The organism is Anaerolineae bacterium, assembly GCA_011176535.1.
Taxonomy (GTDB): Bacteria; Chloroflexota; Anaerolineae; order Anaerolineales; family DRMV01; genus DUEP01.
The window spans coordinates 1-20685 of the sequence record DUEP01000007.1; the positions used below are offsets into that span (position 1 = coordinate 1).

General features: G+C 64.6%; 20 protein-coding genes. 8 read left to right on the forward strand and 12 right to left on the reverse strand.

Features of this window, described 5'->3' with window-relative positions; translation table 11 throughout:
- Positions 1–123 precede the first annotated feature (123 nt).
- The 4 genes from G4O04_01400 to G4O04_01415 form a co-directional block, all read right to left on the reverse strand.
- Positions 124–1077 carry a J domain-containing protein gene (locus tag G4O04_01400; GenBank protein ID HEY57195.1) on the reverse strand — a complete coding sequence of 318 codons (954 nt, stop codon included), beginning with the start codon at positions 1075–1077 and terminating at the stop codon, positions 124–126.
- Positions 1078–1250: 173 nt separating this feature from the next.
- A complete protein-coding gene (locus tag G4O04_01405; protein HEY57196.1) occupies positions 1251–2003 on the reverse strand; it encodes a PIG-L family deacetylase in 753 nt (250 codons plus the stop codon).
- A gap of 79 nt (positions 2004–2082) precedes the next feature.
- The gene (locus G4O04_01410) at positions 2083–2310 is read right to left on the reverse strand and encodes a hypothetical protein (GenBank protein ID HEY57197.1); all 228 of its coding nucleotides are present in this window, start codon (positions 2308–2310) and stop codon (positions 2083–2085) included.
- Between the two features lie 13 nt (positions 2311–2323).
- Positions 2324–2752, reverse strand: a complete 429-nt coding sequence (locus tag G4O04_01415) for a hypothetical protein (protein ID HEY57198.1) — start codon at positions 2750–2752, stop codon at positions 2324–2326.
- Positions 2753–3076: 324 nt separating this feature from the next.
- Between G4O04_01415 and G4O04_01420 the strand changes: the two genes are divergently transcribed.
- From G4O04_01420 to G4O04_01455, 8 genes are all read left to right on the forward strand, one after another.
- Complete coding sequence (locus tag G4O04_01420) at positions 3077–4039, forward strand: glycosyltransferase family 2 protein (GenBank protein HEY57199.1); 963 nt, start codon at positions 3077–3079, stop codon at positions 4037–4039.
- A 356-nt stretch (positions 4040–4395) separates the two neighbouring features.
- Positions 4396–5871, forward strand: a complete 1476-nt coding sequence (locus G4O04_01425; protein ID HEY57200.1) for a pyridoxal-phosphate dependent enzyme — start codon at positions 4396–4398, stop codon at positions 5869–5871.
- A 99-nt stretch (positions 5872–5970) separates the two neighbouring features.
- Positions 5971–6525, forward strand: a complete 555-nt coding sequence (locus tag G4O04_01430) for a hypothetical protein (protein ID HEY57201.1) — start codon at positions 5971–5973, stop codon at positions 6523–6525.
- Positions 6522–6824: a hypothetical protein gene (locus tag G4O04_01435; GenBank protein ID HEY57202.1), complete on the forward strand. Its 303-nt coding sequence runs from the start codon at positions 6522–6524 to the stop codon at positions 6822–6824. The genes G4O04_01430 and G4O04_01435 overlap by 4 nt, the downstream gene beginning before the upstream one ends.
- Positions 6825–6961: 137 nt before the next feature.
- The gene (locus G4O04_01440; protein ID HEY57203.1) at positions 6962–7453 is read left to right on the forward strand and encodes a GIY-YIG nuclease family protein; all 492 of its coding nucleotides are present in this window, start codon (positions 6962–6964) and stop codon (positions 7451–7453) included.
- Positions 7454–7628: 175 nt separating this feature from the next.
- Positions 7629–9050, forward strand: a complete 1422-nt coding sequence (gene hydA, locus G4O04_01445) for a dihydropyrimidinase (protein HEY57204.1) — start codon at positions 7629–7631, stop codon at positions 9048–9050.
- Between the two features lie 45 nt (positions 9051–9095).
- A complete protein-coding gene (gene folD / locus G4O04_01450; protein ID HEY57205.1) occupies positions 9096–9971 on the forward strand; it encodes a bifunctional methylenetetrahydrofolate dehydrogenase/methenyltetrahydrofolate cyclohydrolase FolD in 876 nt (291 codons plus the stop codon).
- Between the two features lie 323 nt (positions 9972–10294).
- Complete coding sequence (locus tag G4O04_01455) at positions 10295–12754, forward strand: hypothetical protein (GenBank protein HEY57206.1); 2460 nt, start codon at positions 10295–10297, stop codon at positions 12752–12754.
- 104 nt (positions 12755–12858) lie between these two features.
- On the opposite strand, the gene G4O04_01460 is transcribed toward G4O04_01455, so the two are convergent.
- The 8 genes from G4O04_01460 to G4O04_01495 all read right to left on the reverse strand — a co-directional run.
- Positions 12859–14787 (reverse strand): ABC transporter ATP-binding protein, encoded by a 1929-nt coding sequence (locus G4O04_01460; GenBank protein HEY57207.1) that lies wholly within the window; start codon positions 14785–14787, stop codon positions 12859–12861.
- Positions 14784–17021, reverse strand: coding sequence for an ABC transporter ATP-binding protein (locus G4O04_01465; GenBank protein ID HEY57208.1), 2238 nt, complete (start codon positions 17019–17021; stop codon positions 14784–14786). Before G4O04_01465 ends, G4O04_01460 begins: the two co-directional genes overlap by 4 nt.
- 11 nt (positions 17022–17032) lie before the next feature.
- A complete protein-coding gene (locus G4O04_01470; GenBank protein HEY57209.1) occupies positions 17033–17491 on the reverse strand; it encodes a MarR family transcriptional regulator in 459 nt (152 codons plus the stop codon).
- 123 nt (positions 17492–17614) lie between these two features.
- Positions 17615–18013 (reverse strand): hypothetical protein, encoded by a 399-nt coding sequence (locus G4O04_01475; GenBank protein ID HEY57210.1) that lies wholly within the window; start codon positions 18011–18013, stop codon positions 17615–17617.
- A gap of 101 nt (positions 18014–18114) precedes the next feature.
- A complete protein-coding gene (locus G4O04_01480; protein HEY57211.1) occupies positions 18115–18816 on the reverse strand; it encodes a helix-turn-helix domain-containing protein in 702 nt (233 codons plus the stop codon).
- Between the two features lie 138 nt (positions 18817–18954).
- Positions 18955–19656 carry a queuosine precursor transporter gene (locus G4O04_01485; GenBank protein ID HEY57212.1) on the reverse strand — a complete coding sequence of 234 codons (702 nt, stop codon included), beginning with the start codon at positions 19654–19656 and terminating at the stop codon, positions 18955–18957.
- 9 nt (positions 19657–19665) lie between these two features.
- Entirely contained in the window at positions 19666–20091 is a 426-nt protein-coding gene (queF, locus tag G4O04_01490; GenBank protein ID HEY57213.1) for an NADPH-dependent 7-cyano-7-deazaguanine reductase QueF, read from the reverse strand.
- Between the two features lie 253 nt (positions 20092–20344).
- Positions 20345–20685, reverse strand: a 341-nt coding sequence (locus tag G4O04_01495; protein HEY57214.1) for a tRNA(Ile)-lysidine synthetase, incomplete at its 5' end; no start/stop codon positions are given.

Consider the following 20685-nt stretch of genomic DNA (forward strand, 5'->3'; position numbering starts at 1 on the left):
CACCACCAGAATCCAGCCGGTTTGTTTATTCATCGGTCCTCCCAACAAAACGAGAAGGTGCTGCCTTTGGAACGCCCCAACGGTTCAGGGGCACAGGCGAAAAAAGCCGCCCTCGCCAATGGCTCAGCGTCGGCGCAGGGCGGCCAGGCGAGCGAACAGTTCACGCTCTTCCGCACTCAGTTGGCGCGGGATTTCGACCTGCACACGCACATACAGGTCACCGTGCTGGTCCGGGTTGCCCAATCTGGGCATCCCTCGGCCGCGCAGGCGGAAGGTCTGCCCCGGTTGCGTGCCCGGCGGGATGGTGAGCATCACATCCCCCGCCGGGGTGGGGACGCGCACCTCGCCGCCCAGCACGGCGGCGTACAAATCCACCGTCACATCGGTGTACAGGTCGTCGCCCTGGCGCTCAAAACGGGGATCGGGTGCCACCTGGACGACCAAGTATAGATCGGCCGCCTGCCCATTGCCCAGCGGCACGGCCCGCCGTAGCCGTACTTTGGTCCCCGTGCGGGCACCCGGCGGGATCTTCACCTCCAAGCGTTTGCCGTTGACCTCGATGTGCCGCGTGGTGCCGTGGTAGGCTTCGTGGAAGGTGATGGCGATGGGCTGCTCATAGGCCTGCGGGGTGGGCTTCCGTTGAGCCTGGCGGCGGTCCCGCTGCACCTCCGGGCCGAAATCCACGCCCGGAAAGCCACCGCCAAAGAACATGCGGAAGAAATCCGAGAAGCCGCTTACCCCGCCGAAGAGATCGTCCAGGTCGCGGAACTCCACCCGCACGCCCTCCGGCATCCCACCGCCGGCAAACCATTCGTCCCAGCGGAAGGGCCCTTGCCCGCCCGTGGTCTGCCAGCGGGCGTACGAATCGGACAACTGGTCATAGCGAGCCCGCTTCTCCGGGTCGCTCAACACCTGATAGGCCTCGTTGATCTCTTTGAACTTTTCTTCCGCTTGTTTGTCGCCGGGGTTACGATCCGGGTGATATTTGAGCGCCAGACGACGATACGCCTTTTTGATTTCCTCCAGGCTGGCGTTACGATCCACGCCCAAGATTTTGTAGTAGTCCTTGTATTCCATTGCTTCCCTCGTAGATGACGCAGCCAGGCAATTTGATTGTACGGCGAATCCATCCCCCTCGTCAAGCGCGATTTCGCCAACTCTTACAGAACTCTAATGTAGCACGCCCCCCTCAGCGGGACCTCCGGGCAGGCACCGAGCCCCCAGGAACGGTTCTTCCCCAAAAATCCGGCTCACCCCCGCGGGGCCTCCAGCGGAAGCCACGGGCTGCCGCCTCCCTGGCCCGCAAAGGCGCGCACTTCCTCCTCCAACGCCGCGTCCGACGCCCAAAAGGCGCTCTGCTGGGAGGCGTACCGTTGCACCCCCTGCACCCAGACCTGCAGCCAGGCCTCCGAGGGTGGCAGCGGGTGCATCACCCACCAACCCTGCCGGGGCAGGTCGCGCAGCGCCGGGAGCCCCTCCCGGGCTGCGTAGGGGAAGTCGGCGTAGTACGCCGCCACCCGTCCCGTGGCCTCGGCTGCGGCGCGGGTGAGCCGGTGGTCCACATGGCCGCCGATGGCCATGGGTGCCACCACGCGGGCCTCGGCGGGCCACTCACGGCGGAAGTGATTGGCCAATGTCTCCACCAGGGCCTCGTCGGTGGGGTGCAGGGACCCGGTCAGCGCATCGAAATCGGGGTAGAGCGGCTCCCCGGTGGCATCGCGGCGGTAGATGGCGTCGGGCACTTCCAGGTGGCGTGGCGTCAGTCCCAGCAGGCGGCAGGCGGCGTGGTCCTCGGCGCGGCGGGTGGCGACCACCTCTTCCCGTTGCAATCCCCACATCTGGTGCAGCACCTGCGCCACCAGGCTCAACGGCCCCGGCGGCGGCTCACCGGCGCACACCGTCCACACTTCCACACGATCGCCTTGCTGCACCCGCCAGGCCAGCCAGCCGCCTAACGAATACACCGCATCATCCAGGTGGGGAGAAAGCACAACCCACAGCATCCTCTCCTCCGACGCCAGGCAACACAAGCCGCCCCCAACAGGCGGCCTATTCCACGGTCAGCAGACAGCGAGCCAGGGATCACTCTTCCAGAATCTGGCCCACCTGGCGCAGCAAGCCCAGCACCAGCAGGCCCAGTTTCACGCCCACTTTGGCGTTCAGTTGCGGGGGGCGATTCTCGGCTTCAGCCCGTTGCACCATGAGATACCCCGCGCCCAACCCAGTCAACGCGCCCAACAACGCACTGAAGAGCAGGGTGCGGGTTTTCCAGGAAGTGCGGCTCTTTGCAGGAGGCTGCTTCACACCCATCGTTTCCTCTCTCCTATCGGCGGCGCTGCCCCCACAGGCGCTGCCATCCGGCGCGCAAGCCCTCCAGGCGCACCCACGGGGAAGCTACCCGGTCACTCAGGCGGCGAATGCCATCCCCCACCCGGCGCAGGAAGCCCTGGGTGTGGTTCGCGCCGCGATGCACGGCCTGCGGGGCCTTGCGCATGACCACCACCGCTGCCACCAGGGCGAGCAACACTGGCAGGCCGCCCAGCAGGCACAGCAGCGCCAGCAGGATGACGGCGGCGCTCCCGCCCTGGGTGGTCACCGAGGGGCTCAACGCCGCGGCCACCGCCAGCGCCAGGGCCAGCAACACGCCCACACCCAGCGGCACGCCGATTTGCAACGCCACCTGGGTTTTATGGCGCCGCAGGGTTTCTTGAGCCTCTGGCGAAGAAAGACTTTGAGGTTTCTCGGTCATCATGGGGTTATTTTAGCACAGGAGCGAAAGCCCCTGGAGCGCCTCATGGTGCCGCCGTCACGCAACACGCGGCATAGGAGCGCCAGAGGGTGAGCGAAGGCGCTAAAGGCGTCATCGTCGAAGCCCCGCCTTGCCCGAACAGCGTCACGATGGGCGCCTTTCGACTACAGACGCTCACGCACCTTCCGCTCAGGGCGCTGCGTCTTGGGTAGGTGACGCCAGGGGTTGAGTAGAGATGCCGTAGTCGAAGCCGTCAAGCAAGCAGAGGTCAAGGAAAGAGAGGGAGTTGCGTACCACTACCCTCTTGGGGTGGGGTAAAATGGAAACATGAACACCCAACAGCGCCCCACCTTTTCCGTCGTCGTGCCCGTATATAACGAACGGGAGTCCCTGCCCGAACTTTACCGGCGGGTCAGGGCGGTTATGGAGAGCCTGGGTGAGCCGTGGGAACTGGTGTTGGTGGACGACGGCTCCACCGACGGCTCCACCGACTTGATGCGGCAGTTGCGGGAGCAAGACCCCGAGCATGTGCGTCCGGTCATCTTCGCCCGCAACTTCGGCCACCAAATCGCGGTCACCGCCGGGCTGGATTACGCCCGCGGCGAGGCGGTCATCATCATGGATGCCGACCTTCAGGACCCGCCTGAGGTCATCCCCGACCTGGTGGCCAAGTGGCGCGAGGGGTATCAGGTGGTCTATGCCGTGCGGGCCGCCCGCGAGGGGGAGACCTGGTTCAAGAAGACCACCGCCGCCCTGTTCTACCGCCTGATCTACCGCATCACCGATGTCAAGATCCCAGTGGATACCGGCGACTTTCGCCTGATGGACCGGCAGGTGGTGGATGTGCTCAACCGGATGCGGGAGCGACATCGCTTCATCCGGGGCATGGCCGCCTGGGTAGGCTTTCGCCAGACAGGCGTGCCCTACAAGCGGGCGCCGCGCTTCGCCGGGGAGACCAAATACCCCCTGCGCAAGATGCTCAAATTCGCCCTGGACGCCATCACGGCCTTCTCTTACTTCCCGCTGCAGTTGGCCACCTACATGGGGTTCGCTTCGGCCGGGCTGGCCATCGTGGCCATCCCCATCGTGGTCGTGCTGCGGCTGACCGGCTCCCAGGCCTTCTATGGCCAGGCGACCACGCTCATCGCCGTGCTCTTTTTGGGCGGCGTGCAGTTGATCTCCTTAGGCATCCTGGGCGAGTATGTGGGCCGCCTATACGACGAGGCCAAAGACCGCCCCCTCTATGTGGTGGCCGAAGCGCCAGAGGAGGAGCCGGGCCAGAAATCATAGGAGATTGGCGAGCGGGGTGGTATAACCGCGCCCAATATTTCATCGAGAGAGGTAAACCTATAAAACAAAAACTCCTTCGCGCCCTAATCGCCATTGGCGTGATCTTCGTGCTGAAAAAACAGGCCCTCATCGAGGGGCTGCGCAACACCCACTAAGGGAGCCCTGGTTGCCACCACCCCTTCCTGACCCAACGACGGGGAGGGGTGGTTGTTTTTTGGTGGCCTTCGCCGGAAACCCCGCCATCCGACGCAGACGAAAGGGGCGGTTCTGAAAGGCAACGCAATCCCAGGGGCCGTGGTAATGGCGTATAATATCCTGAGCATCCACCATCATCCATCCTTTCGTGAGAGGGACCTATGACCTCCTTCACCCCCATCAACCTGACGGTTGACGAAGCGCGCCTGGAACGAGCCGTGCAACGGGCCCGCGAGCGCGGTGTGCTCATCCCCACCTTTGCCCAGATGCAGGACCCCAGCCGCATCCCGGAGGAGATCCAGGCTGAGTTACGCCACATCGGGTTGTGGGACCTGCACCCGCGCAACCTGTTCCGCATCACCTGGCACAACGAGCCGGTGGAGCGGGGCGGGGGCTTTGGGCCGGTCAATGTCCTGGAGTTTCCGGCAACCCTCACCGGGGTCCGGGCACGGATTCTGGCCCTGGTGGGCAAGTGGTTCCCCACGGGGGCGCACAAAGTGGGGGCGGCGTTCGGGTGTCTAGTGCCGCGCCTGGTCACCGGTCAGTTCGACCCCACCGCGCAAAAGGCGGTTTGGCCTTCCACGGGTAATTACTGCCGGGGTGGGGCCTACGATTCGGCGCTGTTGGGCTGTGCTTCCATCAGCATCCTGCCCGAAGGGATGAGTCGCGAGCGGTTTGTCTGGCTGGAGAGCATCGGCAGCGAAGTCATCAAGACCCCCGGCACCGAGTCCAATGTCAAGGAAATCTTCGACAAGTGCTGGGAACTGCGGGCCTCGGGCGAAGACCTGATGATTTTCAACCAGTTCGAGGAGTTCGGCAACTACCTGTGGCACTACGCCGTCACCGGCAAGGCCATGGAAGAGGTGCTGGTTGACCACCTGGGGCCGCGGGATACCTTCCGGGGGCTGACGGTGACCACGGGCTCGGCCGGCACCATCGCCAGCGGCGACTATCTCAAGCAGGTCTTCCCCCAGGCCAAGATCGCCGCCGGAGAGGCGCTGCAGTGTCCCACGCTGACCGAGAACGGCTTCGGTGAGCATCGCATCGAGGGCATCGGCGACAAGCATGTGCCCTGGATCCACAATGTGAAGAACACCGACATGACCATCGCCATCGACGACAACGCTGTGGTGCGTCTGGCGCGGTTGTTCAACGAACCGGTCGGCCGGGCGTATCTGGTGCGTCAGGGCGTGCCCGAGGATTTCGTGGCCCGGTTAGGTTTGCTGGGCTTTTCGGGCATCGCCAACCTACTCATGGCCATCAAGTTCGCCAAATACTACGAGTTGGATGAGCACGACTTCGTGATCACCGTGCTTACCGACTCTATGGACCTCTACCAAAGCCGCCTGAAGGAGATGCGGATCGCGCACGGGGAGTACACCGAGGCCGACGCGGCAGCCGACTTCGCCCGTTACCTGCTGGGGGCCGACCTCGACCATGTGCAGGAACTCACCTATGTGGATCGCCGGCGCATTCACAACCTCAAATACTTCACCTGGGTGGAGCAGCAGGGCAAAACCTCGGACGAACTTCGCGCCCAGTGGTACGACCGGGATTACTGGAAGCACATTCAGGCGTTGGTGCCCGAAATCGACGCGTTGATCGAGGACTTCAACCGGCGGGTGCTGCAGGGATAGACCGGGCCTCAAAAGGAGGAAGATTTGTGAACGCCAAGGATAGCCCTTGGCTTCGTGGAAGAAAGTTAAGCACCATCTCTGGATTGGAAGATAGAGCGTATGACCGCCTTACCCCAGCCTGCTGATCTGGTGCTGGTCGCCTTTTTGCCCCACCCACGGGACCTCGAAATCGCCCGCGTGTTGGGGTGGTATCGCATCCCACTGGCCACGGCGCCCAAGGTGGTGGCCGTGGACTGGCTGGCCTTCTACCAGCCGGCGGCCTTTGGCCCGGCGCACCGCTGGCGCATCGAATGGGTGGCGCCGGTGTTGGGCCACGAGTTGGTCACCCGGCGGGAACTGTTCCGCGATGAGCCGGACCATCCCCGGGCGCACGAGAAGTATTACAAAGTGCAGTTGGGCCCCCTGGTGCGCCTGCCGCAGCCCATCCTGGCCCAACGCTGGCGGCGGGTGATCTTTCTCTACACCACGGGCGAGCGCCTGCTGGCCGCCCGAACGCTGTACGACCTGGTGGTGCGCGATGGGGAGCGCCGTCTGCTGTGGCGGGCGTTGCGCGAGCGGGCCGACCGCCCTTACCGCGCCCAAACGACCCCAGACGAAGTCCCGCCGGAAATCCTGGCGCTGTTACTTATGGAATCCTCCCAGAAGTCAACATGAGCAAAAAGCGAAAAAGAAGAAGACTCACCGCCCCAAGCCCCCAAGCGCGTTTACCAGACCCCACGCTCGACCCTCCGGGAACCCATCCCGAGCCTTACGAAATCGAATTCGGCAGGGACGGGAAGCCGGTGTATGTGGCCGGCCCTTACCACCCGCCGTGGTTTGTGGATGAGGTGCTGAGCACCCTGGAACGCACGGCCCCGGGGAGTTATCATTTCGTGGTTCCACTCGCCGAGGACGACCTGCCCGAAGATCTGCTCTGGGCGGGAGAGGAGGATGCGTTCGACACGGAAGACTGAAACGATGCGGCGTCGCCAAACCCGCCCCACACGCCGGGAATCGCCGTGCCCGCCTTCGCTCAAGACGAAGCGGAACTCATAGCCGGGTTGCTGCAGGGCCTGCACCCTGTGCTTCGGCGCCCTCTGGAGACCGCCTGATGCCTTCCCCGATGTTGCCTTCGACCCCCGGAGCCTACGCCCTGGCCCTGCGCCTCGAGCGCCCCGTGGGCCTGCGCGTGGGGGCTTTGGGGGTGTGGGACTTCCCCGAGGGGGTGTATGTGTACCTGGGCAGCGCGCGCGGGCCCGGCGGGATCCGGGCGCGGCTGGGCCGCCACCTGCGGGGCGCCTCGACCCCGCCCGGTACGGGCCGGCCGCGCTGGCATGTGGACTATCTGCGCGCCATGGCGCAGCCCATCGCCTGGGGATACACCGTGGCGCCTGCTCCGGGCCTGCCTTGGGAATGCCTCTGGAGCCAGCGCCTGGCCGCTGCGCCGAGGGCCTGGGTTCCTGTGCCGGGCTTCGGCGCGTCGGACTGCCGCCACCGTTGCCCGGCCCATCTCATCGCCTTCCCTCCCGACGCGGAGCTGCTGGCATGGCTGCGCGAGAGGAGCAAGACCTGGGGCCTGACCTGGCACACCATGACGGACTAAGCGCCCTCTCCCCTGCGAGGAGGGCGCTTCGTTCCCCAGCCCTCTCCCTTGCTGCAGGCCCCGCCTGGGCGAAAGGCAGCACCACCGGTCAAAGGCCGGGCCCGAACCGGCGTTTGCCAGTACAATAAGGGAGGCAACACCACCCCCGGACGCGAAACCTTCCTGGAGGTCCAGCATGAGCGAGCGCAAACTTCTCTTTCGCGGCGGCACCGTGGTCACGGCGGCCGAGTCCTTCCAGGCCGATGTGCTGGTCGTGGGGGAACGCATCGCCGCCATCGGGCACGACTTGACCCTCCCGGACGCCGAAGTGGTCGATGTGCGCGGCAAGTTGCTGCTCCCCGGCGGCATCGACCCGCACACACACTTCGACCTGCCTATGTTCGGCACGGTCTCTTCGGACGACCATTACACGGGCACCAAAGCGGCGGCCTTCGGCGGCACCACCACGGTCATGGATTTCATCCCCCAGGACTGGCCCACGCTGGCCGAAGGGCTGCGCATCTGGCAGGAGAAGGCGGCCAAAGCCGCGGTGGACTACTCCTTCCACTTCAACCTCACCCGCTGGGACAAGCGCGTGGCCGCCGAACTGCCTCAACTGACCGCATGGGGTTTCCCCAGCATCAAGATGTTCATGGCCTACAACGGCCGGCTGCGCCTGAGCGACGGGGAGATCTTCCAGGCCATGCGCCTGGCCGCCCGGCACGGCATCCTCACCATGCTGCACGCCGAAAACGGGGATGTCATCGATGTGCTGGTGCGCGAAGCGCTGAATGCCGGCCACACCGAGCCCATCTGGCATGCCCGCACCCGCCCGGCCTGGGGCGCGGTGGAGGCGGTGCTGCGCGGCGCGGCCCTGGCCGCCCAAGCCCAGGCTCCCCTTTATGTGGTCCACATGAACACGGCCGGCGGCGTGGATGTCCTGACCTACGCCAAAGAGCAAGGAGTGCCCATCTACGGCGAAACCTGCCCCCAGTATCTGTTCTTCACCGAAGAACACCTGCAGCGCCCCGACGGGGCCAAGTGGATTTGCTCGCCCCCCATGCGCACCGCCGAGGACAACGCCGCCCTGTGGGAAGGCCTCTCCCAGGGGTTGCTGGACACCGTGGGCACGGACCACTGCCCCTTCTTCTACGACGGCACCCGGCCCATCGTGTACGAGGGGGAAGAGATCGCCATCCCCGGCAAGGAGTTGGGCCGCGACGATTTCACCAAAATCCCCAACGGGCTGCCAGGGGTGGGTGACCGCCTGCCCGTGTTGTGGACCAAAGGCGTGGTGGAAGGCCGCCTGACCCCCGAACAATTTGTGGCCCTGACCAGCACCAACGCCGCCAGGATTTTCGGCCTTTATCCCCGCAAGGGCACCCTGGCCCCCGGCGCCGACGCCGACATCGTAGTCTGGGACCCGGACCTCAAGGTGACCTACGGCGTGGCCGTGGCCCAACACCGCACGGACTACAACCTTTACGAGGGTTGGGAACTGACCGGCTTTCCAGTGCAGGTGTACCTGCGGGGCCAACTCATCGTGCGCGAGGGCGAGTGGCTGGGGCAGCGCGGTCAGGGGCGATTGCTGAGGCGCAAGCCGCAGGCGTGGCGATAAGGGAGGGGCGAGTTGCGAGTTACGAGTGACAGAACAGGAGGACCCATGACGGCCAAGATTCTTGACGGGAAAGCCATAGCCCAACGCATCCGTGAGCAGATTGCCCGCGAGGTGGAAGAACGGGTGGCGGCCGGACTGCCGCGTCCCGGCCTGGCCACGGTGCTGGTGGGCGACAATCCGGCGTCGCAGGTCTATGTGCGCATGAAGCACAAGGCCTGCGAACAGGTGGGCATCCGCTCCTTTGCCTACCACTTGCCGGCCACGGCCTCCCAGGAGGAAGTGGAGGCCCTGGTGAGCGACCTAAACGCCAACCCGGAGGTGCACGGCATCCTGGTGCAGTTGCCTTTACCGCCGGGGCTGGACGAGGAGCGCATCTTGAGCCGCATCGATTTGCGCAAGGATGTGGACGGTTTCCATCCCCTGAACATCGGCCGTCTGGCGCAAAAGGGACGGGAACCCCTGTTCGTGCCCTGCACCCCCCTGGGGATCCTGCACCTGCTGGACGAAGCCGGGGCGAAGTTGGAGGGGGCAGAAACCGTGGTGCTGGGCCGCTCGAACATCGTGGGGATGCCCATGGCCTTGCTGCTGCTGCGGCGCAATGCTACGGTGACGGTGTGCCATTCCCGCACGCGCAACCTGCCCGAAGTCACCCGCCGGGCCGACATCCTCATCGCCGCGGTGGGGCGTCCTCAGATGGTGCGCGGCGATTGGGTGAAACCGGGCGCGGTGGTCATCGATGTGGGCGTCAACCGCGTCGAGGACCCCACGGCCAAGAAAGGTTACCGCCTGGTGGGCGATGTGGCCTTCGACGAGGTGCGGGAGGTCGCCGGAGCGCTCACCCCCGTACCGGGAGGCGTGGGGCCGATGACCATCGCCATGCTGCTGAAGAACACCCTGCGGGCGGCCAAGTTGGCGGAATAGCATCCTTTGGGTTCCCTGCAGAAAACCCCTTTCCTCCCGCTCAATCCCCCTTTCCACGCTTGGCAAGGGGAGGAAAGGGGGAAGCAGCCCTTCGATCCCTTGAGCGGAGCGGCCCGCAGGGACGCGCAGCTGAAGGGGCGGTGAAGGGCCTTCCCTGAGCCTTTCGACTGTGGGCTGCGCCCTCCGCTCAGGTTAGCCGAAGGGCCTGCCCTGAACCCTGTGAAGGGCCGCAAAGGAGAGAGGTGGGGGGTGGCCCCCAAGCCTGTCCCGTACGCTTCGCCTTCCTTGAGTATGGGTGAGCAGGCCTTTCAGGAGGAGCGACGATGAGTGAGTCCCCCTTGCTTGAGCCACTTCACCATCCAGACCCTCAGGTACGTCTGGAGGGTCTCGCGGCCCTGTCCGAGGAAGAGCCGCAAGCCGAGGCCGTGCCTGTGCTGCTCCGCCTGGCCGCCCGCGACCCCTCCCCCGAAGTACGCCGGGCGGCCCTGGCCCTGCTCCGCCGCCCCCAGTGGCTGCCTTTGTGGCGCAGGCTCCCTCCGCTCAGCGTGCAAAACTGGCTGAAGCGCGCCCTGCCCCAATGGGCCGCCGAGGGCGTGCTCACCCCCGAGCAGGTGGAGGTGCTGCAAACGCGCTACCTGCCGCCTGCGCCAACCTCCCCACCCCGCGTCGAACCCGAAACCTCCCCTCGCTCGCGCGAGTGGCCCTGGCGCCTGGCCCTGGGCCTGGGCGTGTTCCTCCTGCTGGCCGCCGCCCTGCTGTTCTCGGCCCTGTTCCCCAGCGTTCGCGTGCCCATCCTGCTGGCCGCCGACCTGCTGCTGGCCCTGGGCGCCGCCCTGCTCTATCGCTGGCTCAAGCCCGCCTCGGCCGTGCTCTACCTGCTGGCCATGCTCCTCTTCCAGATAGTGGCCTTCACCGCGGTGGAAGACTTCGCCTGGGAACCCGCGGAGCGCATCCTGGGCCTGACCTCGCTGGCCTGGGCCGCCCTGTGGAGCGTCGGCCTGCGGGGCTACCAGACCCGCTGGGCCGTACCGGGGCTCACCCTGGGCCTGGCGCTGGGTGGGGGCTTTCTGGCCATCGATTTTGGAGTTTCGGTAGGCCTGGTGTGGATGTTGCTCGCCTTGCTCCTCCTGAGCGCCGTACCCTCCTTGCAACGCGCCTTACCCCGCCTCAAAGGGTGGCTTTGGGGCTTCCCGCACCTGCTGCTTTTCGCCGGGCTGCTCGTGACGGCCCTGGAGAGCGAACCGCCTCACCCCTGGGGCAGGCCGGAGACCCGCTGGCTCCTGGCCTGGGCTCTGGCGTCTCTAGGCTACCTGTTTTCGGCCCACTACGGCCCCGGCAATCGCCACTGGCTCTGGCCAGCTGCGTTGAGCGGCTGGATGGCGGCCATGCTCGTCCCGGCGGCGGGGCTCTGGGAACCGGCGGCGCGCACGTTATGGTTGGGTCTTCTGGTGGCGGTTAGCGGGGGCCTGCGCTGGCACCTCACCCAGGGGCGGTGGCCGTTGTTCGCCCTGCTGCTGCTTTCAACCGTCGCCTCCCTGGCCTCAGCGCCTTCCCCCGGTTGGCGCACCCTCGCCTGGGCCTGGGCCACCCTTTGGTTCGCGCTGGACTACCTGCGCCACGGTCACCCTGCCTCCAGCGCGCTGGCGCTGCTGACCGGGAGCGGGGCTTACTTCAGCCTGTGGTTGCTCCTGCCTCCTCCCTGGGCGACCATCCCCATCCAAGGCCGCATGGCCCTCGAACTGGCTCTCCTTGGCGGGGGGCTGGCCTGGGCCCAACGCACCCAACGCCGTCTGACGTGGCGCGTTCCCCTGGGCGTGGCCGTGGGCCTGTTGGCGGCAGGGCTGACGATCGCCCTGCCCTTTGGGGCCACCATCGACCTGCCCGCCGAATGGAGCGTCTCCTGGGCCACGGCCAGCGGCCTCTATCTCTTCCTCGCCCTGCTGGCCTGGGGGTTGGGCGCGGTGTTCGTTCACCCCCTGGGCGACGCGCTGGCGCTGGTTTACGGCGAGGCCGCCGTGGCCTCCGGCCTGGCCGCCCTGGAAGGATACCGTTCCCCCTTCTGGCCGCTGTCCTTGCTCGGCCTTCCCCTGGGGGGCTACCTACTGGCCTGGAACCTCGCCCCACGCAACATCCGCCGGGCACGCTGGCTCGAGGGGGTGGCCTTGCTGATCGCCTCGGTGGTGGGATTGACCTTCCCCTGGGCGCAGAACGGCTGGGCCGTGCTGGCCCTCACCGGCGTGGCCGCCCTTTGGAGCCTCACCGCCTACCGGCACCGGAACCCTTTCGCCGCCTTCCCCGCCGGGCTGGCCCTTTGGGGGGCCTACGCGGTCAGCCTCTTCCTCTTCACTGTCCGTCAGCCCCAGTTTTACACCATGGCCGCTGCGGGGCTGGTTCTGGTGCTGTACCACCTCTTCCACCACGCCCGGCGAGGCGTCATCGCCTTCTTCCTCGGCCTGGGGGCCCAACTCATCCTCTTCACCACCACCTACATCCAACTGGTGAGCCAGCCCGAGCGGGCCGGGGCGTATTTCACCCTGCTCTTCCTGCAGGCCCTGGCCGTGCTGGGCTACGGCTTCTGGGTGCGCACGCGCCTCTTCCTCTGGGGCCCGGCCCTGGCCATCGCCCTCACCGTGGCGACCATGGTGTTGAGCCGTTGGGGCGGGGTGGGCGTGCTCCTGCTGATCTGCCTCACCGGTACCGGACTGCTGACCGGGGGATTGCTCTTCCTCTGGAAGCGGAACCGGCCCCAGGAAACCTCACCGGACACTGAGGACGCGCCCTGACCCCTTCATCCTTCACCATCCCCAAAGCCCCCTGACACCCAAAGCCCCGGCGGGCGAAAGGTCTGCCGGGGCTTTCTTAGTCCCTCACCGGTTGTGCGGAGGGGTCAGGCCCTGGCTCCGGCCGGGCGCAGCCCTTCGGAAGCGGCTCCGTTGCCGTTTTCGTCCAGGATGTCAAACTGGCTGTAGTACATCTCGGCGTAGAAACCGCCCCTGGCCAGCAATTCCTCGTGGGTGCCCTGCTCGATGATGTCGCCCTCGTGGATAACCAAGATGTTGTCCGCGTTGCGGATGGTGGAGAGACGGTGGGCGATGACAAAACTTGTGCGTCCCTCCATCAGCCGATCCATGGCCCGCTGGATGAGCAACTCGGTGCGCGTGTCCACATTGCTAGTGGCCTCGTCCAGGATAAGCATCGGCGGGTCGGCCAGGAAGGCACGGGCGATGGTGAGCAACTGCTTCTCTCCCGAAGAGATGTTCGTGCTTTCCTCGTTGATCACCGTGTTGTAACCTTCGGGCAGGGTACGGATGAAATGGTCGGCATGGGCCGCCCTGGCCGCGGCGATGACCTCCTCGTCCGTGGCGTTAGGCCGACCGTAACGGATGTTCTCCATGATGGTCCCGTTGAACAGCCAGGTATCCTGCAGCACCATCCCGAACATGCGCCGCAAATCGGCCCGGCGGAACTCGCGTATATCATGCCCGTCGATCAGAATGGCGCCCTTATCCACATCGTAAAAGCGCATGAGCAATTTGACCAAGGTGGTCTTGCCCGCGCCCGTTGGCCCCACAATGGCCACCTTCTGGCCGGGTTCAATCCGCGCCGAGAAGTCCTTGATCACCGGCTTGCCGGGGATGTAACTGAAGCGCACATGACGGAACTCTACCCGCCCTTCCACCTTGTCCAACACCACCGGATTTTCGGGATCGGGCACCTCCTCCGGCTCATTCAAGAAGGCGAAGACCCGCTCAGCCGCGGCTGCGGTGGATTGCAGCACATTGGCGATGTTGGCCATCCGTTGAATGGGCTGGGTGAAGTTGCGCACATACTGCAAGAAGGCCTGAATGTCGCCCACTGTGACCAGATTACGGATGGCCAGAAAGCCCCCCAACACACTCACGGCCACATAGCCCAGGTTGCCCACGAAGAGCATCAAAGGCATCATGATACCCGAAAAGAACTGGGACTTCCAGGCTGCGCCGTAGAGCACCTGATTGAGACGGTCAAACGCGCTCACCCGCTGTTCCTCGTTGCCAAAGGCCTTGATGACCAGGTGCCCGCCGAAGGTTTCCTCCACATGGCCGTTGAGATGACCCAGATACTCCTGCTGTTGGCCGAAATAACGCTGCGAGCGCTTGACCACCACCCGCACCAGCACTCCGGACAAAGGCAACACCAGCAGGGCCACCAGGGTCATCTGCCAACTGATGGTCAACATCATCACCAGGATCCCCACCAGAGAGACCACCGAGGTCACGGTCTGGCTCAGCCCCTGCGAAAAGGTCTGGTTGATGACATCCACATCGTTGGTCACCCGGGAAAGCACCTCACCGTAGGTCGTGCGGTCGAAGTACCGCAGAGGCAGGCGGTGAATTTTGGCGGCGATGTCGCGGCGCAGACGGTAGGCGATGTCCATGGAGATGTTGACCATCATCCAGCCCTGGATGTAATGAAACACCGCCGAGGCAGCGTATAGGCCCAGCACGGTGAGCAAAATCTGCCCAATTTTGCCAAAGTCGATGTCCCCTGTGCCGCTGATGCGGGCCATGATGCCTTCGAAGAGCGTGGTGGTGGCCTGCCCCAGAATCTTGGGGCCGACGATGTTGAGCACGGTGGCGATGACGGCGATGAGCAGCGCCGCGGCCAGCGCGTAGCGGTAGCCGCCCATGTAGCCCAGCAGTTGCAACAGGGCGCCTTTGAAATCCTTGGGCTTCTCGGCCGGCATCAAGGCCGCCCGGTTGTGCCCCACCATCAGGGCCGGCTTGCGCCGCGGCGTGGGGGCTCCGTTGCCATGGGGGTTGCGGGATTCGCTCATGCCAGCACCTCCTCGCCCAGTTGGGTCAGGGCGATTTCACGATACACCTCGTTGGTTCGCAGCAGTTCCTCGTGGGTGCCCCTCCCCACCAGCCGGCCCTCATCCAGCACCAGGATAAGATCGGCATGGCGAACGGGGGCCACCCGCTGGGTAACGATGATCACCGTGGCGTTGGCCGCGTAGCGCTTCAGCGCCCGGCGCAATGCCGCCTCGGTCTTGAAATCCAGGGCAGAGAAACTGTCGTCGAAAATGTAAATGGGCGCGCGGCGCACCAGGGCGCGGGCAATGGCCAGCCGCTGCTTCTGCCCGCCCGAGACATTGGCGCCACCCTGCGCGATTTCTGCCGTCAGGCCCTCGGGTTTGCCAAAGACAAACTCAGCCGCCTGGGCCACCTCCACGGCCTGGCGCAGCACCTCCTCGGGAGCCTCCTCGTCAGCCATGCGCAGATTGTCGGCAATGGTCCCGGTGAACAACGCGCTGCGTTGGGGCACAAAACCGATACGCCGTCGCAGGTCGGCCAGCCGCACCTCGCGAATGTCCACCCCATCGATGCGGATGGCCCCTTCGTTCACATCGTAGAAGCGCAGGATCAGGTTGACCAGGGTCGATTTGCCCGACCCCGTGGTACCAATGATGGCCGTCACCCTGCCCGGCTCGGCCACGAAGGAGATGTCGTGCAACACATCGGCTTCGGCACCCGGATACCGGAAGGAGACATGCTCGAAGGCCACCACCCCCCGGAAAGGCTCGGGGAAAGATTTAGGCTGTTCGGGGTCTTTGACCGACGGCTCGGTATCCAGCACCTCGGCAATCCGGTCACCGGACACAAAGGAGCGGGGCAGGAAAACGAACATCATGGTCATCATCATGAAGGCCATCACCACCTGGAAGGCGTATTGCAAAAAGGCCATCATGTCGCCCACCTGGATGAACCCTTGATCCACCTGATGCGAGCCTACCCAGAGAATAAGCACCCCCAGGGCGTTCATCAGCAACATCATCAGGGGGAAGAGCAACACCATCACCCGGTTCACGAACAGGCTCACCTGAGTCAGGTCCAGGTTGGCCTGATCGAAGCGTTTCGTCTCTTCAGGCTGCCGGTTGAAGGCCCGCACCACGAGCAAACCGGTGAGGTTCTCCCGCAGCACCAGGTTGAGCCGGTCGACGAGTTTCTGCATAATCCGGAACTTGGGCAGCGTGATGGCGATAATGCCCCCGATAATCACCGAGAGCACGGCCAGGACCAGGGCCAGTATCCACCACATGTTGGGCGCGGTGTCCAGCGCATGAAGGATGCCGCCGATGCCCAGGATGGGGGCGAAAAACATCAATCGGATGATCAGGAAGAGCACTGTCTGGATTTGCGTCACATCGTTGGTGGTGCGGGTGATCAGCGAAGCGGTGGAAAAGCGGTTGAACTCGGCGGCGGAAAAGTTGACCACTTTGGTAAACACAGCGTCACGCAGATCGCGGGCCACCCCGGCCGCAGTGCGGGCTGCAAAGTACCCCACCCCAATGGCCGCCAGGATGGAGACCAGGGTCACCCCTAACATGCCCAGCCCTACCAGGAGGATGTACCGCATTTGCCGCGCGGCGGTCTCCACCCCCAGCGCCTCGTATTCGGCCTTCACCACGCCCACGGCCATCTGCACGAGCATGTTGTCGCCCAACGCAGCGAAGCGCTCGTTGATGGCGACGATCACCTGGGCCCGGATGTTTTCCGGCATGCGGGGCAGCACATCGAACAAATCGGTGCCGGGAGGCAAGCGGCTGAGGTCAAACCCCATTTGCTGGCCCAACGCGGCCGCCTTTTCCGGATCCGCCAGCATCTTCTGCAGCCCGGAGGTCACCACCAGCCCCTTGGCAAGGACCGGGTTCAGGGCCTCCCGGGCGGCTTTGTCCAGCGGGCGTAACACATAGATAGGCCCATCCAGCGCGGGGTATTGCGCCTTGAGCGCTGCGTAGTCGGGGTCGTCAGGCGTGACCAGACGATAGGCATCTTTCACCATCCGCTGCTCCTCGGGGGTCAGGAAGAGCAACACATGCTCCAGGGTCTGCGGACGCAGGGCCTCGGCCACCGCGTCCTCCACGCCTCCCTGCTGAATGCCGTTGTTTACAATCCGGGCCATGTAATCGGGCAGGGCTAGATTGGCGTTGGCCTGCACGAAGAGCAGCACAATGGCAATGAACACCATCCCCCAGTAGGGTTTCACATAGTGAATCAATCGCAGCATCGGGATACTCCTCAGCGTGGGCTTGGTCCCTCATCGGTGGACCGGGCCGCCTCGGTCAGCAGGCGCAGGGCGTCGGCCACACAGGCCTGTTCCTCGTCCGAAAGACGGTCGAGCACCGATTCCAGCCAGGATTTACGGGCGGCGATGGCCTGGTTGACCAACGCCTCCCCCACAGGGGTCAGACGCAAACGTTTCACCCGGCGGTCCCTGGCGTCTTCCAGGCGCTCCACCAGYCCGRCCTGCACCAGACGGTCCACCAGTTGGCTGGCCGCGGCGTTGCTCACCCCCAGGCGCGCCCCCAGRTCRGAGACRCGACATGCGTCGGCCCGCCGCAGATGCATCAGCACACTGATCTGGGCAAAGGAGAGCCCGTGGGTCTCCATGAAAGTTCGCGTTTCGGCCATGGACCGATGCATGAACACCTCGGTCCATCGCCGCAACGCCTGGCGTACCTGGTCACGATTCATCATCAACCTCACCTAAAAGTTAAGCAGGTTTAATCATAAATCCAAACGAAGCAAACGTCAAGCCAGGGAACGCAAAAACGCTCCTGGCTTTTTGCGCCAGGAGCGTTTCCCTCAACGGCCCAGGGGTCAGACGCGGAGCCCGCCCTTCAGGCGTCCCTGCAACTGCTTGAGTTCTTCCCAGCGTCCCTCGGAGGCCAGGTGAGCCTGCTCCGGCCAGGTCTGGGGGTTGCTGATGCGGGCCACACCCGCCGCGTCCAGCAGGGCGCGAATCTCTTCGGCGCTTTTGGCGGCCAGATCACGGTAGGTTTTGATCCCTGCCTCCTTGAGCACCTGCTCCAGTTTCGGGCCAATTCCCTCGATCACCTTCAAATCGTCCTCCGCCGAGAACTGGCCCACGGCGTCCCCTTCCTCTTCCGGGCCGCGCGTTCGCAGCACAAACCAGAGCAGGAAAAAGATAAGGACAACCGCCAGCAAAATCCATGGCACCGTCGCACCGTCAACGGCTCCCAACACCTTCACCTCCATAGCACACCTCCTCTTGGCATGATGAGATTGCGGGCAGAGGAGACCAGGAACGGCACAAGGCGACCCCTCTCCTCTTTCAGGCGCCCACTTCCAACAGAGGCTCACGCCTCTTTCGACCCCTCCTCAGGCTCCGAGGAGGCCGCTTCGCCCTCCTGATCGACCTGCCCCTCAGCCATCTCGATAGGAGCCTCCGCCGCAAAAGCGTGGTAGTGCAGGTCGGCAGGGCGCTCCTCCTCGGCAAAGCCCGCCACCAAAATCAACACATTCACCACCGTCGACCCCACATTGCGCCAGCGATGGGGCAACCGCGCGGAAAAGAGCAACACATCCCCTGCCTGCAGGCGATAACTGCGATCCGCGATCTCGTATTCCAATTCGCCGCGCAGGCAGAACACGAATTCATGGCCCGTATGGGACATGGGAAAGGGGCCGCTGGTGCCCCCTACCTCCAGCGTAAGCAGAGTGGGGCTGATGGGGCCTTGATACCGGTCGCCGCCCAGGTCCTCCCACACTCCGCGGGCAAAGGAGAGCCGTAGGCGTTCGTCGCGGTGGATGAACACCACCTCGCGCTTTTCGATGGTTTCCCGGAAAAAAGCGGTGATGGGCACATGCAGGGCTGTAGCCAACTTGTAGAGGGTGCTCACCGAGGGCGAGGAAAGCCCCCGCTCGATCATGCTCAGCGCATTGGCCGAGAGACCACTGGCCCGGGCCAGGGCGCGCAACGAAAGCCCTCTTTCCTCGCGCAACTTGCGCAATCGGCTCCCCACATTGATGGATATAGCCTCCCGCTCATACATTGGCATCACCAAGCCTCCCACTGAGAAGAACTTGTCTTATTATACAACCTCACCGCTTTTCCGGCTTCTTCCCCCCAGGCGAAAAAGCAGGAGGTCTTGGACAAAAGCCCCGCCCAAGACCTCCTGCTCCGGCCGCCGCGTGCCTTACAACACCTCCACCCAGGGCCGGAAGTCCGTATCCCGGTCAAAGTGATCCACCCCTTCGGCCCGCTTGAGCGCGTTGACCACCAGATAGGTCAACGGCGTGACCAGGGTTTCATAGGCCACCTTGACGCCCCACTGGGAGAGCACCGCCCACACCAGGCCAGCGGTGGGGATGATGCCGTAAAACGCCAGGGTGATGAACACCAGCGTATCCGCCCCCTCGCCCACGATGGTCGAACCAATCGTGCGCAGCCAGAGGAACCGTCCCCCCGTGCGCACCTTGAGTTTGGCCAACACATACGCGTTGAGAAACTCCCCCACCAGGTAGGCGACGAACGAGGCGAGCAACAAACGCGGCATGAACCCCAGGATGGCCCGATAGGCGCGCTGCGCCGCCGCGGCCGACCCCAGCCCGGCATCCCAAAAAGGCGCCGCCGGGAGCCATCCGCCCACCCAGATGGCCGCCACGGCCACCAGATTGGCAAAGAAACCGGTCCAAATGACGCGCCGGGCGTAAGCGTAACCGTACACCTCGGTGAGCACATCGCCCAGCACATACGCCAACGGGAAAAGCACCACCGCGGCAGGCAACACCATGCCCCCCACCTGCACCAACTTGACCGCGATGATGTTGGACACCACCAGAATCACCGCAAACAACGCGCTGAGGAACGGATACCAGCGGTCGCGCCGATGCTCCATCGCGCCCTCCTACCCACGCACGGCGGCTTTGGCCTCAGGCGTCTTCACATGCTCGGCCTCCACCGTGATGCCGATGCCTCCCCGGATGTTGAACACCCCTGTCACCTTGATGTAATGGGGGTCCAGGGCCGCCACCAGGTCATCCAGGATGATGTTCACCACATGCTCGTGAAACACCCCCTCGTTGCGGTAGGACCAGAGATACAGTTTGAACGACTTGGACTCCAAAATCTTCTGGTCGGGCACATACTCCACCTTAATCGTGGCAAAATCCGGCTGACCGGTCACCGGGCACAGGCAGGTGAACTCGTTCGTCTCCAGGGTGACCAGGTAATACCTGCCCGGGGTCCGATTGAGGAAGGCCTCCAACTTCTTGCTGGGCTGAACCTTGCGTCCCAACAGCGTCAAATCCTGCACATCTTCCGGTCGGGTCATCGGAATCCTCCTGACGACAAGATGAACCCACCCTGGGGGAAGCCCCCACCCCAGGAACGGCACGGTACCCCGGGGTCCGGGCTGCACCGGACCCCGGAGCCAAACACCACCCCCAAGGGGAACACCACCCAGGGGAGGAGAAACATCCTCAGGCTACGGCAGTCGCATGGGGGAATGCGGGGGAAGCGTGAGGCGGCCCCCACGACCGCCGCAGTTTTGGTAAGCCGGGTTGCCTGCGACCGGCGGGGAGGGGTCAGGCGGCCTTCGGCGCCTCCACCCGCTCCATCAGACGACAAAAGGCGCACTTGCCCGGCGCCGTGGTGGGCTGACCGCACACCTCACAGGCGTGCATCGTCACCGGCGCCGCCTCGGGCGCGGCGAACAGCCCCTCTTCCTTGGCCTGCAAAAAGCCCAGGTAAAAGCGCAACTTGGCACCGGGTTTATCGGCCTCCAGGCGGTTGAGCAACTCTTTGTAGTAGATGGATGTGGCGCCCTCGGCAAAAGGACACTCGTCATAGATGTAACGAATGCCGCGCAGCAGGGCGTAGGCCGCCGTCTCGCGCTCGTAAAACCGGAAGAAAGGCTTGACCTTGC

Coding starts and splice junctions, on each gene's coding strand:
- G4O04_01415 (HEY57198.1), bottom strand. CDS start 2,752: ATGATGACCGAGAAACCTCAAAGTCTTTCTTCGCCAGAGGCTCAAGAA.
- G4O04_01405 (HEY57196.1), bottom strand. CDS start 2,003: ATGCTGTGGGTTGTGCTTTCTCCCCACCTGGATGATGCGGTGTATTCG.
- G4O04_01425 (HEY57200.1), top strand. CDS start 4,396: ATGACCTCCTTCACCCCCATCAACCTGACGGTTGACGAAGCGCGCCTG.
- G4O04_01465 (HEY57208.1), bottom strand. CDS start 17,021: ATGCTGCGATTGATTCACTATGTGAAACCCTACTGGGGGATGGTGTTC.
- G4O04_01410 (HEY57197.1), bottom strand. CDS start 2,310: ATGGGTGTGAAGCAGCCTCCTGCAAAGAGCCGCACTTCCTGGAAAACC.
- G4O04_01420 (HEY57199.1), top strand. CDS start 3,077: ATGAACACCCAACAGCGCCCCACCTTTTCCGTCGTCGTGCCCGTATAT.
- G4O04_01485 (HEY57212.1), bottom strand. CDS start 19,656: ATGGAGCATCGGCGCGACCGCTGGTATCCGTTCCTCAGCGCGTTGTTT.
- G4O04_01430 (HEY57201.1), top strand. CDS start 5,971: ATGACCGCCTTACCCCAGCCTGCTGATCTGGTGCTGGTCGCCTTTTTG.
- G4O04_01460 (HEY57207.1), bottom strand. CDS start 14,787: ATGAGCGAATCCCGCAACCCCCATGGCAACGGAGCCCCCACGCCGCGG.
- G4O04_01475 (HEY57210.1), bottom strand. CDS start 18,013: ATGGAGGTGAAGGTGTTGGGAGCCGTTGACGGTGCGACGGTGCCATGG.
- queF (HEY57213.1), bottom strand. CDS start 20,091: ATGACCCGACCGGAAGATGTGCAGGATTTGACGCTGTTGGGACGCAAG.
- hydA (HEY57204.1), top strand. CDS start 7,629: ATGAGCGAGCGCAAACTTCTCTTTCGCGGCGGCACCGTGGTCACGGCG.
- G4O04_01455 (HEY57206.1), top strand. CDS start 10,295: ATGAGTGAGTCCCCCTTGCTTGAGCCACTTCACCATCCAGACCCTCAG.
- G4O04_01400 (HEY57195.1), bottom strand. CDS start 1,077: ATGGAATACAAGGACTACTACAAAATCTTGGGCGTGGATCGTAACGCC.
- G4O04_01480 (HEY57211.1), bottom strand. CDS start 18,816: ATGCCAATGTATGAGCGGGAGGCTATATCCATCAATGTGGGGAGCCGA.
- folD (HEY57205.1), top strand. CDS start 9,096: ATGACGGCCAAGATTCTTGACGGGAAAGCCATAGCCCAACGCATCCGT.
- G4O04_01435 (HEY57202.1), top strand. CDS start 6,522: ATGAGCAAAAAGCGAAAAAGAAGAAGACTCACCGCCCCAAGCCCCCAA.
- G4O04_01440 (HEY57203.1), top strand. CDS start 6,962: ATGCCTTCCCCGATGTTGCCTTCGACCCCCGGAGCCTACGCCCTGGCC.